Here is a 14597-nt window from a genome sequence, read left to right as displayed (position 1 = left end):
AACAACACGACGACTACCCCTCTTTCAAGAAACACTTGACGTAAAGCTTATGTAGAAAGGGTTTGACCAAATGAAGCTTCCCCCTTATCTTGGGATTTGGGGACAAGTTGAAGACCAAAAGCTTGCGCTTTCTTCTGGAGATTTTTGAGGATCAGATCCTGGTATTTTTGCTCATAGTATTCCATACCAGGATCAGAATATCGTCCAGCAGTTGTCCAAATTTGGTAGAACAAACGAGCCAGCTTGTGTGCAGTAGCAGTTATTGCTTTGGGTGCGCCCAAGCGAGAACGTAAGCGGCGATAAAATGCACCCAGAGCAGAACGGCTGTGAGTCAGAGAAAAAGCCGCTATGCGAAAAGCATTTGCAGCACGATTGACAACAGTACGAGTTTGAGAGCTTTTGACCTTACCGCCGGTCACTTTTTGACCAGGACATAAACCCAACCAAGAGGTGAAGTGTTTAACGCTGGGAAAACGTTTCGGGTTTAATCCCACCTCAGATAAAATGGTCTGAACAGTTAAACGCGGATTTCTCACAAAATCTGAAAAAAAGGGATCAAAAACTGCGAAAATGTATATATAGCAAGTATTTCAGCAGTTATAGAGCATGACCCCAGCTTCGACAGATCGTATACCGAAACAGTTCAGATTTGAACAGCCAAAGTTAGTTCCAGTCGTAGTTAATTTCCAGGGTGGACAAGTAACATCTGATGCAGGTTTAAGCTTAATTGCTGAAATAGATAGAAAGCTGCAAATCACATCACAGTTTGCACTATGTTTCCAAGATTACCGAAAGCCTTATCGAATTGACCATTCAATAGAAAACTTAATTAGACAACGAATCTACGGGTTGGTCATGGGATACGAAGACTTAAATGACCATGAAGAATTACGTCATGATCCGATGTTTGCTCTATCATTAGGAAAAAGGGTTGGAGTACAAGATAAGCCTGCAATATTAGCAGGGAAGAGTACATTAAATAGGCTGGAACATTGTCCTGAAGATGTAGAACAAGGAGCAGATAGTCGTTACCATAAAATTGGACATTCTTCAGCAGAAATTGAAAGTCTATTTGTAAATATATTTTTAAAATCCTACTCAAAAGAACCACGAAAAATTATTTTGGACTTAGATGTAACTGATGATTTAGTACATGGCAATCAGGAGCAAGTTTTTTTCAATACCTATTATGGAGGATATTGCTATGCTCCACTTTATATTTTTTGTGGCAAACACTTATTAGCAGCCAAACTTCGTCCTTCTAATGTAGATCCAGCATTTGGAGCGTTAGAAGAGTTGCAAAGAGTCATTAAACAAATACGTCAACATTGGCAGAATGTTGAGATTTTAGTACGAGGAGATAGTGCCTATTCCAGAGACGATATTATGACATGGTGTGAGTCGCAGACTGGAGTTGACTACGTTTTTGGATTGGCGCGAAACAGCCGTTTAATTCAAATGGCTACGGCGACTCAAAATAGAGCCTCGCTTGAGTTTGAGCAGAAGTTATCAACAGTAACTTCATTTTTAGAAACTCTATTTAAACCAGATGAACAAATTTCTGAACTTGCTTGTGACCTGATTGATAACTCAATTTGGCATAAGTCGTTAGACTATCAGACTCGTGAATCTTGGAGTTGTAGTCGTCGTGTTGTTTGTAAAGTCGAATATGGAATAAAGGGAAATAATATTCGTTTTGTTGTTACAAGTCTTCCTACCAATAAAGTACCCCCTGGTCAACTCTACAGACAAAAATATTGTAAGCGAGGGGAGATGGAAAATCGTTTTAAGGAACAACAACTTGAGCTTTTTAGTGATAGAACCAGTACTCATACATTTGCAGGAAATCAGCTACGCTTATGGTTTTCTTCTCTTGCTTACGTTTTGATGAATGCATTGCGGTCACAATGTTTAGCCAAAACCGAATTAAAAAATTCTCAAGTTGGGACTATTCGGACAAAATTATTGAAGTTAGGAGCCTTAATTACTATAAGCTCACGGCGAATTTTAATTGCGATTACTAGCTCAAGTCCTGTAAAACATATCTTTGCTGCTGCTTACAGATGCTTAAAAATGCTCTCGAATACCGCTTAATTTCGAGTCAAGCAGCATTTCACCTTCTCTCTAATAATATTTTTGGCTTGGTTTGATTCAAGCCTTGTTTTGGATGCTTAATTTTATGAGCAGAGTGTTTTAATCCCAGTACAAGCAAAAAGCTTAGTAGCTGTTTTAGCTTAATAATGGCTATTTTGTACTTACTTTATTTACCATCATAAATTTCAATTGATGATGTATCAAAAAATGTCTTACATCAAGCGATGTGAATTGATTTTTTATTGTTTGTGAGAAATTTGCGTTAAAGCATCAAGACCATCAATCAGTGTAAAATCTACTCCTGCCATCCGATAAAGATATTTATGCAAATCAAAATCGGGGTGATTTGCAGTCGGTTTTTTTCTGCGTTTTCTTCCTGTTGTTGGTGGTTCATCTAAAGTTTTAGGTTCAAAAGATGCTAAACATTTTTCAATTTCAGCGTCAACAGCAATAATCTGTTGTTGATAAATCTCATACAGTGTTAATTCTTGCTGGAGGACAAATAAATGTTCACGGCGGTAATCACCAGTTAAAGATGCAGCAATATCTGCTGTGCTGCTTTTGATATGTGGGTCTTTGAGGGATGCTAAAACTTGTGGGTCTTGTTCACCAGCAACGATTGCTTTTATAATCTTCATTCCGGTCAAACCAGTCACATCGCTGATGACTTTGTGGAGATGTAAATTCATCTGGATGAGTGCCTTTTGCATCCGTTGTATATGGGCACTAGCACTCTTGATTAAGGTATCTCGCTGACGGATATAACTGCGTAGCACACAAAGAAAGGTCTTCTGGGCGAAAAGAACCAGACAGTAGTCCATATGTATGTAACTTTTGTAACCACTGGCAATCTAACACATCTGTTTTGCGCCCAGGGACTGTTTTAACGTGATGAGCATTGACTAATTTGACCTCAAAACCCTTGGCTTCTAATATCTGAAACACTGGAATCCAATAAACTCCTGTGGCTTCCATTGCCACGGTATTTATTCGGCATTCCTTTAACCAATCGGCCATTGCAATTAAATCAGGGGTAAAACACCCAAATCGGCGAACATTTTTATCTGCCCTATCAGTGGGCACACAAACCCAATGTTCTCCACTACCAAGGTCTATTCCGGCTGCGTTCTGGTTAATTTTTTCTAAAGTGGATGAAGGTTTTACCACAGGTACAGGCTGGTTTTTCCTAGAGTGGTAAAACTTGCTAGAGTAGATTTTTCATGATTGAAATACGCGTAAATAGGTAAACCAAACTTTTCAATAATAACGAATTTACTACGTTTAAGTTTTTGCTCTAGTTAGTTTTGCCACGCTAGGGTTTTTCTCTTGATTTGCTGGCAATTTCATTGCTGCAACCCTGTTCTAGTTATTATGGATAGTCCTGACCTGGGGATGTACTCATAGATAATCTTTCAAACGGGATAGGAAACGCAAGTCCTTCACCAATGTCATAGCCATAATGCCCCAGAACCATGCTCCTAATCAGGCTCAACACACTATTGTGGGTTCGGTTTTAACTGTCAGGATAATTCTAATGTACTCGTTCATTAATCGCTTCAAAATAGTTTCTTTCATTCATAGCGGGTGGCAGTGCCGCCTGTGCAGTTGCTCCTAAGAAACAAGGCAGGAGGCAGGAGGCAGAAGGCAGAAGGGAAGACGATTTGACTTGTTTCTTCCATCCATAACGGAAGCGAGCGCGTCCGTAAACAGCTTCTGTCACTTTCCGAAATAAGCAAGTAGTAAAGAAGCTAAATCATCCAGAAGCATAATAGGGTTTAAATTGATTCATTGCGGCAATTAAATGATTGAATTCTAGTAACAAATCTGAATTAGGAAAAATACTTAACCAGGGATAAATTAACCAAAATAGTAAAATTGGTTGGATAATAAGACGCAGATTATTTAAAGTATTCTTCCATCCAGATTCATGATTCCATTGTGGATGATTAGAAAAATCAACATCATTATTTTCTTGTGCCTCAGCCTCAAGTTGACAAGATTGATTTAGTCTTAAGAAAACAGGAGAATTTAAACTAATCATCGTATAAACATTAAAAATAATCTCCCACCCTTCGGGTTCGCCAGTCGCTCATGGGGGAAACCCCCAAGACCGCGCTGGCTCACCATCTCTCAATATGTTGGAAATTAATGAACCGATAATCTGTCCAGCCTAGTTCCTGTTTACACTGTCGAAACCCATATTCAACCCAGGTTCTTAATCCATAGAGGTCGCCTAAAGTCTTCTTCAAATTTCCTTGAAGATTCGTCATCACAAAGGAGGTAGAATTTTCTGGCATGGTTTCTGGGTCAGTAGTTATTTCCCAGTAAGTTATGGCTCTTTTTTTACCATAAATTATTTCCCTAATATATCTAGTCTCTGATTTTTGATTGCTAAATGTTCTGGAGAATTTACACCACTTGTTAGCTCTAACGCTTTGCCCTGTTGGCAACCAGACTCCATGATTACTTCTGATTGATACCACATAACCTAAGTTATATTCAGCTAGTTTTCTCAGAAATTGGCTACTTTCACCATACAAACTATCAGCCAATACTAATTCAATATTGAAGCCTGATTCCATTAATTCTGTAATTATATCTGAGGCTAACTCTATTTTAGTTTTATATTTATCTGACTCCTTTAGTGTTCCTTTTGGTTTAAATACTTTGAAGATTAATGGAAAAGTTATGTTAGCATAAACTCCATAGGCGTTAACTGAAACTATCCCATTATCTATTTTTCCTACGCTTCCTAAATATTGTCTAGCTACATAGTCTGTCTTTTTACCTTTTTTCCTATCTCCTGTTTCATCTATTACTACCGTAATTGCCTGATTATTTAATGCTCTTTTTATTCTCTTTAATCTTCGGCTCTTCAACTCATTTACTGACCAGTCTGAATTAGCTATAAAATGATGTAATGATTGGGCTGAGTTTATACTTACTACTTTCGCTATCTCTGGTAATGATTTTCTTTTGATTGGAGAAATCATTCCTAAATGTAAATATTTAAAACATTCATAATTTCTTACTTCTTTAAACAGGTCTTTGTACTCTGCACAATATTCATCTACGATCGCAACTGTTGGGTGGGCATCTCTTGCCAAATGTTTCAGGATTTGTAATTCTACATCCATTGCCCTGCTTACCTTCCGGAGTTTTTTCTTTTAATCCTTTTATTAAGAATACTCGGAAAGTGACAGAAGCTGTTCATGAGCGATCGCCCACTATGGATGAAAGAAACCATTCTGTTTTCTTAGGAGAGGGGTATTGCACTCAACAGATAATTAACTATGACTTCAACCAAGTCTGCTCGTGCAGTACGCCGGGGTAGGATTTTCCCAGACAGAAATTCAGTGGACAGAACACCAAAAAGCCCAATGGAAAGCTGAACGCCAAGCATTCAAGGACCTCTGCCGACTAATTTTTGAGCAGGCACAACCACAATTAATTAAAACACGTTCCCCGGATTTCTCACAAGTGCAAAAAAATCATTGAGATGAGTAAAATTTAGGAAAGAATATTTTATACATCAGTGGATTAAATTCAGGAACCTAAGACAATTAAGTGTTATCCGAAGCTTTAAAGATAAATAAAAGACGCATAAAACGAGAAATGCTGAAATAAAAACTATGATTAGCAATAATTAAGCAGCCGAAAACAGGGTTAAATTCAGTAAACTCAACCCCAGGAAGCTAATCATTATGATGACAATTAAGTAAAAATTAACCAGGACAGGGTAAGAGAGATAAATAATTGTATGCCAGAGCGAAAATTCCTTTATAGGGGCAAGAACTACTAATTGAAATTAAAATTTTTCGGCAGTTCACCGTGATAGTTGCTCCTAACTTTAGTAACTTTGTCCGAATAGTGCCAACAGTAGCATTTTGAAGTTCCGTTTTGGCTAAACACTTCTCTCGTAAAGCATTCATTAAAATATAGGCAACAGATGAAAACCACAACCGTAGTTGATTACCTGCAAATGTATGGGTGCTTGTCCTATCACTTTTTAGTTCTAGTTTTTGCTCTTTGAGACAATTTTCCATGTTGCCTCTTGGACAATATTTTTCTGTATAAAGTTTTCCAGGGGGGATTTTATTTATCGCTAGTGAAGTTACTACAAAACGAGTATCTACCCCTTGATTACTATATTCAACTTTGGCAACAACTCGACGATTTCGACTCCAAGAATATAGAGTTTTATAGTTAAGCGATGAATACCAAACTGAATTCTTCACAAATGCTGTTGCTGCGAGGTGTAAATCTGGTGACGGTGCCAATAAGGATTCAAAAAACTTAACTACTGGTTGCAGTTTTTGTTCATATTCAAGAGAAGCACGGTATTTAATTGATTGTGAAAGCTGAATTAATCGACTATTTTGCGCCAATCCAAACACATAATCAATCTCTCTTTGTGATTCACACCATGCCATAATCTCTTCTCTAGAATAAGCACTATCTCCCCGAATCAGAATTTTCACTTTCCCCCAGCGTGAGCGGATTAGTTTTATAATTCTTTGTAACTCTTCTAATGCTCCTTCTGCCGGGTCTAAGTTAGAGGCACGTAGCTTTGATGCTAATAAATGTTTACCGCAGAAAATATACAGAGGAGCATAACAGTACCCACGATAATAAGGGTTAAAGAATACTTCTTCTTGATGACCATGCACCAGATCATCAGTTACATCTAAATCTATAGTTATTTGCCGTGGTGGTGAAGAATATGATTCTAAAAATATTTCCACCAATAGTGTTTCTATAGCCTCTGCATTATGTTCAATTCGATGATATCGACTTTCTGCTAGAGACGTTATATTTTCTGGACAGTGTTCTAGACGATTTAATGTACTCTTACCTGCTAACTTCGCTGATTCAAACTCTTTGTTCAAAACTTTTCCAACGCAGAGTGCAAATATCAAATCATCGCGGAGAAATTCATGGTCATTGATGTCTTCATAGCCCATGATTAAAGCATATATCCTCTGTGCAATCAAACTACTTACCGAATGCTCAATTCTGTTCTTTTCTCTGTAATCTTTGAAACACTGTGCTAATCGTGATGTGATTCCTCTTTTCCGGTCTAGTTCCGCAATTAATGTTAAACCTGCATCTGATGTTACAGGCTTACCCTGGAAATTCACTATGACTGGACATGATTTTACTTGTTCAAATTTGAACTGTTCTGGTATACAATCTGTGTTCTGAAGAGTCATGCTAAAACTGCTGGAATTCAGGTATATTAGTCATTTTGGCAGTTTTTGACTCTTCTTTTTTCAGGCTTTGTGAGAAATCCGGGGTTCGGATCTAACTGAGAGGTGCGGGACGTAATAGTCCCCATCGACTCAACCCTACTGACTTTGAAAAAACTCTTTGTCATCCCACAGCAAAGCTCAACCTTTGTTTCATCAGACTGATGCTCAAACTTCTAGCTAACGAATAGATCCCAAATGAGTTCTATAACTTAAGTAAGACATATCTCTTATTATTTGTAATACTAAAGCCTGAAGAAAGGATTTATCAAAATCCACATTATAAGGAGTAAATGAGCAGTCGTACAGAAAGTTACGCTAAGGCTGAAAGCCCTATTGGTGTCGGTGGAAGGATAAGATTGCCGTTTTTACTGTCACTTAAAGGATAAAGTGGTTCTTGGCAACTTTTGGTGATCTTGGTTGGGGTAAGGCAGACGGCAGAAGGAAGAGGAAGGAAAAATTCCCACAATTCCCACAATTGAAGCTCTGCTTGGATTATAGAACATCTGCATCACTTGAAAGCCGTAAGCGATCGCAAGAATGAAGTCACAAATCTCACGCCTGGATAAGAAAACGTTTTAAACCCTTCTGCCCTCTGCCTCCTGCCTTCTGCCTTAAAGGGCGTAACCTTCCATCATCACCAAAATCTGACAAGAACCACTTTATCTTTTAAACATAATCAGGGCAAGCTTATCCTTTAAGTCACTTACTGGAAACATTACGCTTCACCTCAGTAACATCCGCTTTCTAACATCCCAAAAGATAAATTTAAAAGATTCTTTACAAAAAGGATGCAATCATGTTGCTACAAACTTTTATTGATTTCTTAGGAAACCAAGCATTTATTAACTTTATTAGCACTTTTGGACTTGCAGTCTTACTTGTTATTTATTTCGTTTTGATTCGTGACCCTAGTAGAGAGAAGGAAACCAAAAAGAGGGAGGATAACAGGGATAGTTATTGGCAAAAAAAGTATGATGAATTATCTAAAAACTATGGAGATTTGAATACAAACTATCATGACTTGGAACAAACATTGAATAAGTTTTGGACAAAACAATACGAAAAACTGGAAAATGAATTCGATGGCTTGAATAAAATCTACCAAGAACTAGAAAACAACTACCAAAAATTAGAAAACGACCTTCGACCTGAAACTCGTAAAATCACTCCACCCCAGTCAAACAAGCTGTCTCAAATAGGTCTTGACCGAGACCTTTATAAATTGTATTACTACGCCTGTGAGAAAATAGATGGTCGGCGTGCGGAGGATATGAATTATTTCATTGAAGAAGTAATTCGAGACACAAACACAACATGGTCAGAATTTGTCAGTCCTTTTCCTAACATTCCACGCATTGGTCAACTTTATGATATTTATACAAACAATGGGAATAAGTTAAAAATAGAATTAGAAGCAATTATAGGCAGCGATAAACTCGATAATCAGGTGAAGAAGGATCAAGTATTGGCTAAACTTATGAATAATACTGTACGTATGAAAAGTGAATTTGATAATTTTGTACAGAGACTGACTGACGGTATGCAAGTTAAAGCATTCCAAGATGGGGGAGTAAACCCCAATTAATTCGTCGCTTATTGAGAACCTTACGGGGGGACAAAAAGGGCTAGGACGCAGATATAATGAGCCTCATAGCCCTCTCTCCTTGCAGATAGTATTTACGCTTATTAAGATTTAGTCTCAATAATTCGGTGACTAATTCATAGGTATTTTCCATGAAATTGACCCAATTGTGGCCATGAAGGCCAATATAAAAACTACTATGTCGTCGAACAGTCCTTAAGGATTCTTTAATTCGTCCAACATATTTTTGGATGTTCATGCGTTTAATTTTTTGACCAGATATTGTTGCACTTGTATAAGCAAGTGAGATTAATAATATTAGAGATATTAGCCGTTTTCCCGATGCATTAGTATCTTCTAAGTTATAACCACCGCTTTTAAAATCTCTAAACATCTCCTCAATATCAAACCGTTGTTTATAAGCTTTAATAGTAGACTCTAAAGTATCAAAATTAGTGAGAATAAACCAACCCTCCTCTGGCGCAACTCCAAAGCGTTTCCGCTTCCATTTACCCGCAAGATTAAAGCTAATAAACCCTGTAGTTTTTGTATATTTAATGCCTTGATAGAAGAACGAAACTCCAGGTGATAAACCGGAATTTTTTAATTGGAGCCAAATTTCTGGTTCTATTTCTATAAAAGCATCTTTTTTTATACGTAAACAAAAGTACACTTTCTGCTCTGTAAGCCAGTTAGCCAATTTCAGTGAACAGAATTCGCGGTCTGCTAGCACGACGGTTTTATAATTTTTAAAAAGGGGCAGTGCTTTATTAAAAACAACTTTTTGTTCGTCAAAATTACTTGAGCCTAATTTACTTAATAACTCAAAGTATATTGGAATAGACCTTTTATCCCAAACCACGCTTATCATTAACAGATTAATACACCCCCAATTAGTCCGGTCAATCACTACATAAATAACTTCATTTAAGGGAAAATATATCTCTAACCAGCTTTTAATAATTGGGAACCAAATTTCTTCAACATTTATGTAATTTAAAGATAAAAATCTTTGAACTCTCTTTCTTCTACTTTCAAAAAATATGGGGATGGGTAAAGCAGTAGCCAGCGCTTCAATGCTAACAGTTTTAATAGATTGTAATAAATTTATCAGAATTTTTAGTAATAAATATTCTGCACGTCCCAATTCTCGCTTGAGGTTTGTCTCGTAGAATTCTGGTAACATTATCATTAAATAGAGCTTGTTGCGAATGAAGGCTCTTTTTCTTTTACCACAAATTGCTACACTCTTTGCAATATAAGCATTCTAAACCATTTTGTCCCCCCGCAAGATTGAGAACAAGCGACTAACTCATAGGATTTATGGGTATATGGATGCCTAAGCCAGATGTACAGTGACTTTTTATTTGTGGTTGTGCCAAATTACTGTTATTTATCGAAGGCACATCCTTAGAAAGAAACTTGGATGTAAACAGAATTGATAAAATCCCAATTGCTAATGCAATCTCTATCCAAAACTGAATACTATCAACACGTGTGTAGATGATAAAAACCAGCACGGAAAAAAGAAATTTCCTAAATAATTAGTGGAGATAGAGAATTTGCATTTCCTTTAAAATGTTCAACCAGCGCCACAAACAGAGGCTCATTTGATTTAGCATTAGTGCGTCTGCTGGCAATCAACCAGTCAGCAATCGCCTCTATAGTTTTGCGGCTGAGTTTGATAGTTTCCTTTTGCAACCAAAAAATCAGACATGGTATGTAAAAACAGATTTAAAAAGTGATATGGCTGCTAAACTAGGAAATCTTTATGGATTTCGTAATTGGGTAGAGTATGCCTTTAAACAAGGGAAGAATGAGTTGGGATGGGCTGATTTTAGACTGACGAACTACCAGCAAATAGAAAAATGGTGGGAACTAGTTATGAGTGCCTATTTTTTAGTAAGTTTACAGGCTCAAGCTAGAAATAAATCGGAAAGCGAAAGCAAAAATGAAGCAATCTCACCGCAAATTTCAATAGAACCAGCAGATTTTAGTAACCATATATGGTGGGATTTCAGTTTGGGATGGAAGTCTACTTTGAACAATTTAAGATTAATTATTCAACCATATATATTCTGGAATCTAATCAAACCGTGGTTAGCCGTTTTTGTTAATACTAACTTCCAGTTGGGATTCCAGAAGCTGATAAAAATAATGAATCAATTTCAAGGTTATATAACCGTGGATTCGGGGTAAACTATGAAATGGATCAAGGATAACTTTTTAAGGATTCACTATTGACTGGTGTCAAATAACACTTAGATATGAATCTAGCTAAAGATATTCGCGCACACTTTTTTTGCTGAACAATCTCTCTGGCTAAAAATATAGCATCCATGAACGATGGCATGGGTTGAGCTATCAAATTTGATTCTGTCACTATTTCAAGTTGGTCAGTAGTGCTGGGCGCATTTATTGCTTCTAAACTTGACTTTGTTTCATATTCAAACTCGTCGGTAATTCTATCTAGAACAGTCAATCTTGGTTCAGTCACAAAATCATCGTCCCAATCAATTGATTCTGTTTCATTATCAAGTATGAATCCTGTGTCTAAATATCGTGCATACCTCATTAATTCTTGCTCAAAAGCTTTTGGTATACGGATTGTACTCGTTTGTTTATGATTCCATGTAGATTTTCTGCCAGATTTTTCTCTATAACCTCCCCAGCTTGGGTTTAAGGCTTTTTTAGTAGTTTTTTTATTCACGTTCAACATGATTTTGTTACTTAATCATGTTAACTGTAATATCTGCCATATCTTGGTTTTTTCACAGATATATTTGATAAATCCCAATATTTCCGACATAGCAGCGCCTGTATTGTTCACAGACTTCAAGGAATTTCAAGAATCTCAGCAAATCACAGCATTTTTCTCTCACCAGAGACATAAAAGAGCGCTAGATGCTCACTATTCAAAAAAGAATACAACATCATGGGTAGGATACAAAGTTCATTTGAGTGAGACTTGCGAACCCAATTCCTTACATCTGATTACAAATGTTGAGACGACAGCGGCACCCATTGCTGATGGTGATGTGACTGAAGCAATTCATACTTCACTTGCTAACAAGGATTTGCTTCCCAGTAAGCATATCGTTGATACGGGATATCTAGATGCCCAATTGTTGGTAACTGCTCAACAACAGCATCAAGTTCAATTGCTGGGGCCGACCCGCTCAGACCTACGCTGGCAATCCAGAGCAGGTAAAGGATTTGCAGCGAGCGATTTCAAAGTCGATTGGCAACTTCTTGTTGCCGTTTGCCCCGAAGGTAAGACGATTACATCTTGGACACCTGCAATCGATGGTCGAGACAATGAGGTGATTAAAATTAAGTTTGCACGAGCTGACTGCGCCAATTGTCCCAGCCTGCATCTATGTACTCGCACCAAAGAAAAGCGACGGTTGGTTACACTTCGGAAAGAAGCACAGTACAAAGCATTGCAAGCCGCACGAAAACAAGCAACGACCGACGACTATAAAGCAGACTATGCAAGGGCAGGCTGGAATTGAAGCAACTCTCTCTGAAAGCATTCGCGCTCATGGACTCCGCCATGCTCGATACATTGGATTAGCGAAAACTCATCTGCAACATTTGATGATAGCAACGGCAATTAACTTCAAGCGCATCTTTCACTGGCTGTCCAGTGTCCCACAAGCGACCACGCGAACTTCGCAATTTGCAAAGCTTATGGCTCAGTCACTAGATTAAGAAATATTTCGCCACCAGTATCAAAAGCTGACAAGACCCATAATGTGAGCCAGAAATTACCTTGTTTGCGAGCCAGAGCATTTATAATTGCGAGCCGCAACATGTAAAGGACAACTCGGAGATAATGAGTAAAACCGTATTTTATGATATCACCTGAATACAGCCGGATTCAGCTTTCTTTAGATTTTCTTTGCAAATCAGATATGAGTGTTGCTGAAGCAGAACATGGTATGAGTAAAATTTTTAAGTAAGAAAATTAGTTTTCTCTAACTTTAGTTAGAGGATTAGATCTTAAAATTTAGTACTCTAAAGGAAAAGTTAAGTACGCACTATTAAAGACGACAACAACAAAATAACAAAGATTAAAGATAAACTATAGCCCATCTGTAGGATACGGAAATAACAGCGAATAAACGCCCTATAAACTTGGTAAATAGCATCTAAATTATCGTGGGTGTGACTCATAACTTGTTAGTTGTTTCTGTCCACAAAAAATAGCATTGAAATAATATGCTAACAGAGAATTTCAACGGGTGAATTTTAGGGTGTTCAACTCAATTCAAGTACAAAGACAGATTGCTCTGACGGGATATTTTGAGAAATTTTAGTTACTCTCAGGAAAAAGAAGCTCGAAAACTGAATGAGTAAAAGTTTCATGATATAGCTTTAATTATTGTTTTCCTAGAGTAAAAAGTTGAATTAAACGCAAATTATCACAGGAATAATTCAACATCTTGATTGTTGAAAGTTTTGTCTTTACTTGCATTCAAAAATAGAATATAGGGGTAGTAATTGCTGCAAGTAAAGCAGTTTTAACAAACACGTTTTATTACTTCATTGATTAAAAATGTGAAGTTTTTAGCTTAAATGTATTTAGGCATCAGCCATGTCGCTCTCGAAGGTATTTATGCGATCGCGTCTGCGGAAACAGTGGCAAATACTCTAGCGGTGTATATTGTCAGCGTCACAGGAGATGGCTTCAACTTTTGTCTGTAGAAACAATTTGTAAACTAACAACACCTACTTGGAGAGAAAATCATGAACGTACAAACAAATTTATCAAAACCCGTACAAAATCCTTTGACATTGATCATGAAAATCAAGTCAAAAGCAGATTATGAGCAGTTGAACCAAATTTTACGGCAGATACAGAGTTTACCACCTACGCAAAACCCTATTCATGTTGCTTTAACTAAAATTACTAGTGTTCATTTCGCTCGTTTCGTTTTTCTGGAGAACAACACAAAACTGGCTGTTATTACTACCTTTGATGGGGACTTTGATTTTTATATCAACGAATTTATTAACGAGATAGGAGATGTATTCAATCAATTGCTTGTACACATGGAAAACGCCTCACCTGTACCTGTCCAAAAATATCGTCAAGAGTTTTTTCAATATACCAGAGATAACAATGTGCCAATAATTGAACCATTCTATAGCGCTTATCCTGATTTGACAGTGCTGAATATTCTTGATATGGCGGGTAGTGAACAAGCAAATGCCTCAAAGCCTGTGCAAAACCCTTTAACCTTTATTCTCAAAATCAAATCACCTGAAGACTACGAGCAGTTGAATCAGATTTTGCAACAGCATCCTGTTACTGATGCCTTAAATAAAATTGCTACTGTTCATTTCGCTCGTTTCGCTTTCTTGGAGAACAATACCAAACTAGCTGTTATCACTTCCTATGATGGAGATTTTGAGACTTATACCAAAGAATTTGTCAGAGAGATAGGGGATGTACTCAACAAAGTTCTACCTTACATGGAAAATGCTCCACCTTTACCTGTGCAATCCTACCCAGATGAGTTTGTTCAACATGTCAGGAGTAACAATATGCCCATAATTGAGCCGTTTTACAGCGCTTATCCTAGTTTGACTGTGCTGGATATTCGGGCGATCGCAGAAAATGCTAACAAGGTTCTTATTTAGTTAAAACACTCAAACACTGA

At 37.3% G+C, this 14597-nt stretch carries 12 protein-coding genes and 3 pseudogenes; 7 read left to right on the top strand and 8 right to left on the bottom strand.

Annotated features, from left to right (window positions below):
• Positions 1–47 precede the first annotated feature (47 nt).
• Positions 48–536 carry a transposase gene (locus ACFFRD_RS01155; RefSeq protein WP_392475947.1) on the bottom strand — a complete coding sequence of 163 codons (489 nt, stop codon included), beginning with the start codon at positions 534–536 and terminating at the stop codon, positions 48–50.
• A 70-nt stretch (positions 537–606) separates the two neighbouring features.
• Here ACFFRD_RS01155 and ACFFRD_RS01150 point away from each other — a divergent pair, with 70 nt between their 5' ends.
• Complete coding sequence (locus ACFFRD_RS01150; RefSeq protein WP_392475946.1) at positions 607–2094, top strand: IS1380 family transposase; 1488 nt, start codon at positions 607–609, stop codon at positions 2092–2094.
• Positions 2095–2333: 239 nt separating this feature from the next.
• On the opposite strand, the gene ACFFRD_RS01145 is transcribed toward ACFFRD_RS01150, so the two are convergent.
• The 3 genes and pseudogenes from ACFFRD_RS01145 to ACFFRD_RS01135 all read right to left on the bottom strand — a co-directional run bounded on the left by ACFFRD_RS01145 (position 2334) and on the right by ACFFRD_RS01135 (position 5231).
• On the bottom strand, positions 2334–2870 hold the full coding sequence (locus ACFFRD_RS01145; RefSeq protein ID WP_392475945.1) for a hypothetical protein: 537 nt from the start codon (positions 2868–2870) through the stop codon (positions 2334–2336).
• The gene (locus ACFFRD_RS01140; RefSeq protein WP_392475944.1) at positions 2821–3261 is read right to left on the bottom strand and encodes a transposase; all 441 of its coding nucleotides are present in this window, start codon (positions 3259–3261) and stop codon (positions 2821–2823) included. The genes ACFFRD_RS01145 and ACFFRD_RS01140 overlap by 50 nt, the downstream gene beginning before the upstream one ends.
• A 586-nt stretch (positions 3262–3847) precedes the next feature.
• Positions 3848–5231 (bottom strand): annotated as a pseudogene (locus ACFFRD_RS01135) (IS701 family transposase).
• Positions 5232–5409: 178 nt separating this feature from the next.
• Between ACFFRD_RS01135 and ACFFRD_RS01130 the strand changes: the two are divergent.
• Positions 5410–5592, top strand: coding sequence for a hypothetical protein (locus ACFFRD_RS01130; protein ID WP_392475943.1), 183 nt, complete (start codon positions 5410–5412; stop codon positions 5590–5592).
• Positions 5593–5819: 227 nt separating this feature from the next.
• On the opposite strand, the gene ACFFRD_RS01125 is transcribed toward ACFFRD_RS01130, so the two are convergent.
• Positions 5820–7307, bottom strand: coding sequence for an IS1380 family transposase (locus ACFFRD_RS01125; protein ID WP_163939618.1), 1488 nt, complete (start codon positions 7305–7307; stop codon positions 5820–5822).
• Positions 7308–8142: 835 nt separating this feature from the next.
• Here ACFFRD_RS01125 and ACFFRD_RS01120 point away from each other — a divergent pair.
• A complete protein-coding gene (locus ACFFRD_RS01120) occupies positions 8143–8931 on the top strand; it encodes a DUF4047 domain-containing protein (protein WP_392475942.1) in 789 nt (262 codons plus the stop codon).
• 40 nt (positions 8932–8971) lie between these two features.
• Here the strand turns inward: ACFFRD_RS01120 and ACFFRD_RS01115 are convergent, their stop codons facing one another.
• Both ACFFRD_RS01115 and ACFFRD_RS01110 read right to left on the bottom strand, forming a co-directional pair.
• A complete protein-coding gene (locus ACFFRD_RS01115; protein WP_392475941.1) occupies positions 8972–10114 on the bottom strand; it encodes an IS4 family transposase in 1143 nt (380 codons plus the stop codon).
• A gap of 350 nt (positions 10115–10464) precedes the next feature.
• Positions 10465–10629: a hypothetical protein gene (locus ACFFRD_RS01110; RefSeq protein ID WP_392475939.1), complete on the bottom strand. Its 165-nt coding sequence runs from the start codon at positions 10627–10629 to the stop codon at positions 10465–10467.
• Positions 10630–10686: 57 nt separating this feature from the next.
• Between ACFFRD_RS01110 and ACFFRD_RS01105 the strand changes: the two are divergent.
• Positions 10687–10846: pseudogene (locus tag ACFFRD_RS01105) on the top strand (IS701 family transposase); the annotation flags it as partial.
• Between the two features lie 294 nt (positions 10847–11140).
• Here the strand turns inward: ACFFRD_RS01105 and ACFFRD_RS01100 are convergent.
• Entirely contained in the window at positions 11141–11647 is a 507-nt protein-coding gene (locus ACFFRD_RS01100; protein WP_392475938.1) for a hypothetical protein, read from the bottom strand.
• Between the two features lie 181 nt (positions 11648–11828).
• Between ACFFRD_RS01100 and ACFFRD_RS01095 the strand changes: the two are divergent.
• From ACFFRD_RS01095 to ACFFRD_RS01085, 3 genes and pseudogenes are all read left to right on the top strand, one after another.
• Positions 11829–12642 (top strand): annotated as a pseudogene (locus tag ACFFRD_RS01095) (transposase); the annotation flags it as partial.
• 867 nt (positions 12643–13509) lie between these two features.
• On the top strand, positions 13510–13638 hold the full coding sequence (locus ACFFRD_RS01090) for a hypothetical protein (RefSeq protein WP_392475937.1): 129 nt from the start codon (positions 13510–13512) through the stop codon (positions 13636–13638).
• 42 nt (positions 13639–13680) lie between these two features.
• Complete coding sequence (locus ACFFRD_RS01085) at positions 13681–14577, top strand: hypothetical protein (protein ID WP_392475936.1); 897 nt, start codon at positions 13681–13683, stop codon at positions 14575–14577.
• Positions 14578–14597: the final 20 nt, after the last annotated feature.

Origin of the sequence: Nostoc sp. C110 (assembly GCF_043099725.1) — a bacterium.
GTDB classification, from domain to species: Bacteria; Cyanobacteriota; Cyanobacteriia; order Cyanobacteriales; family Nostocaceae; genus Nostoc; species Nostoc muscorum_A.
This window is presented reverse-complemented; position numbering and strand designations above follow the sequence as displayed.